Raw genomic sequence first — 1,780 nt, 5'->3', positions numbered from 1 at the left:
TATCCTTTTGTCTGTCGCCCGCAGCTTCTCGCCCAACCGCCCTTCCGTGGACCGATTCGTCCCCGCCCGGGCGCTATTCGCGTCGCTGAAATGAATTCCGGCATCGCTATTTGCCAAGAGGACGTTGCCGCGTCATTCAGATCACGGATTCAGGTTTTACGTCAAACTATGTCGCATAGAGACTGATGTTCAGGGCTGACCAGCACCATACCACCTGAAAAAGCATGACTGCGTTCATTCGTTTCCGCTGCTCTCCCAGGAAGACGAGGAAAGACCAGAGACGGCCTGAGATCATCCAACGGATAGCCCCGGCGGAATCGCATCAGCGGACGCGACAGGCTGGGGAGGCGATGAGTGATTCAGTTCAAGCCCCATCGAAGCTCGCCGTCAGCTCCCGACGCCACGGGGCGTCCGGATCGCGGGCGTCATCGCCGATGGCGGGTTTCGCCCTGGTCGGCCAGACGTGCCGTCCAGAACGGAAGATGAGCCAGGGCATCGGGTCGGTTCCTGTGTCTTCCCTCTCAGGTGCGATCAGATGTCGTAGTCCATAGTGATTGATTTCTGACAAGCCGCCAGCCGACCGCGCTACCGCACAGTCAGGCGACAGAGTTAGTCGCCTGCGCGACATGAGCGCGGCCGACTTGACGCAAACAGCCGTTGGTCATTAGCGCAAACCGTAGAAATACAAAAGCGCCGCCCAGCCGCTGGGCATACAACTGGGGGGATAGTCCAGTTCGCGTCCGTACTTCACCGCCATCTCCAGAAAGTAGCGAGCATGGAAGAAGGCTTCCAGAATCGGGCGCGTGACGTCCAGCCAGCGCTTGTTTTGTCCCTTGACGAAGACCAACCCCGTCCCTTCGCGCAGGATGTGGGTGAAGCGGGGATCGGGTTCGCGCTCGGGCATCACCTGGCGCAGTTGCGCGACGATCCGCTCGGTCAACTCCTGGAGCCAATAGACCTTGAAGCTGCCGTGGTAGAAGCGATAGATGCCGTCCTCGGCGAAATGGTCGTGGCACTCTTCCAGGAGCGCTGCCAGCGTTGGTAGATCGCGCTTCAGGTTTTGCAGCAGTTGGACGGCCTCAGGACGCTCATCCGGGCGCGTAAAGAAATCATCGGGATCAGCCATGCTGGATTCTGTTTCTGTCATCGGCAACTTCTTGGCCTGAAAACCCGCAAAGGGAACGATCGCGCTTGATCCTCTTGATGTTGGTCAATGTGAACGATGACGACAGCCAAACCCTCACGACGGATTGTTATCGATGACGTGCGTCAGGCACATCCAGATTAGGAGCGGGTCTATTGGCCTGATGAGGTCATTGCTGCGCGCAAAGCTGGGGATGTGGCTGAGCTGAGCCTCGATCATGATCTAGGTGGCGATATCCGTGGTACTGGCTACGACGTGATCCGCTGGATCGAAGAGGCCGTGACGCTGCAAAATCAACATAACGCACGTCGACGTCGTGGCGGGTACGCAGCGTATCGACCAGCGTTGCCATGGCGGCTACCGATCTGGGCTGCCCGACGGTTGGTTCATCCGAGGTGCGCGACCAGGCCGCGAGCGGGCTGCACAGGGTTCCATCGCCAAGGATTTGCAAAAGCTGGCGTCGGTTCATGTATCTTCCCTCTTGGGCTTTATCAAACAGGGATCGATCCGAATGGCACTAAGATAAGTCTCTCGATTTTTAAAAACAAACAGTTACAACCGCTGATGCGGTTTGCGGAATCGGTGTCCTCAGCGCTGTTTCTTCGGGTGGCCATGGTTACGGACCTCTTCCTGTGC

The 1,780-nt window shown here is 57.9% G+C and carries 2 protein-coding genes and 1 pseudogene; 1 reads left to right on the top strand and 2 read right to left on the bottom strand.

Translation table 11 applies throughout. The annotated features are described in order from the left end of the window. Positions 1 to 364: 364 nt before the first annotated feature. The gene (locus tag CKO27_RS25110; protein WP_276570209.1) at positions 365 to 496 is read right to left on the bottom strand and encodes a hypothetical protein; all 132 of its coding nucleotides are present in this window, start codon (positions 494 to 496) and stop codon (positions 365 to 367) included. Between the two features lie 168 nt (positions 497 to 664). Continuing rightward, positions 665 to 1,126 (bottom strand): hypothetical protein, encoded by a 462-nt coding sequence (locus CKO27_RS23710; RefSeq protein WP_207281104.1) that lies wholly within the window; start codon positions 1,124 to 1,126, stop codon positions 665 to 667. 180 nt (positions 1,127 to 1,306) lie between these two features. On the opposite strand from CKO27_RS23710, the pseudogene CKO27_RS24290 reads away from it, so the two are divergent. After that, positions 1,307 to 1,780 (top strand): annotated as a pseudogene (locus CKO27_RS24290) (cyclic-phosphate processing receiver domain-containing protein); the annotation flags it as partial.

It is taken from the genome of Thiocystis violacea, assembly GCF_016583575.1.
GTDB lineage: Bacteria > Pseudomonadota > Gammaproteobacteria > Chromatiales > Chromatiaceae > Thiocystis > Thiocystis violacea.
Note: the sequence above shows the minus strand (reverse complement) of the source record. Positions and strands in the feature narration are given on the sequence as shown.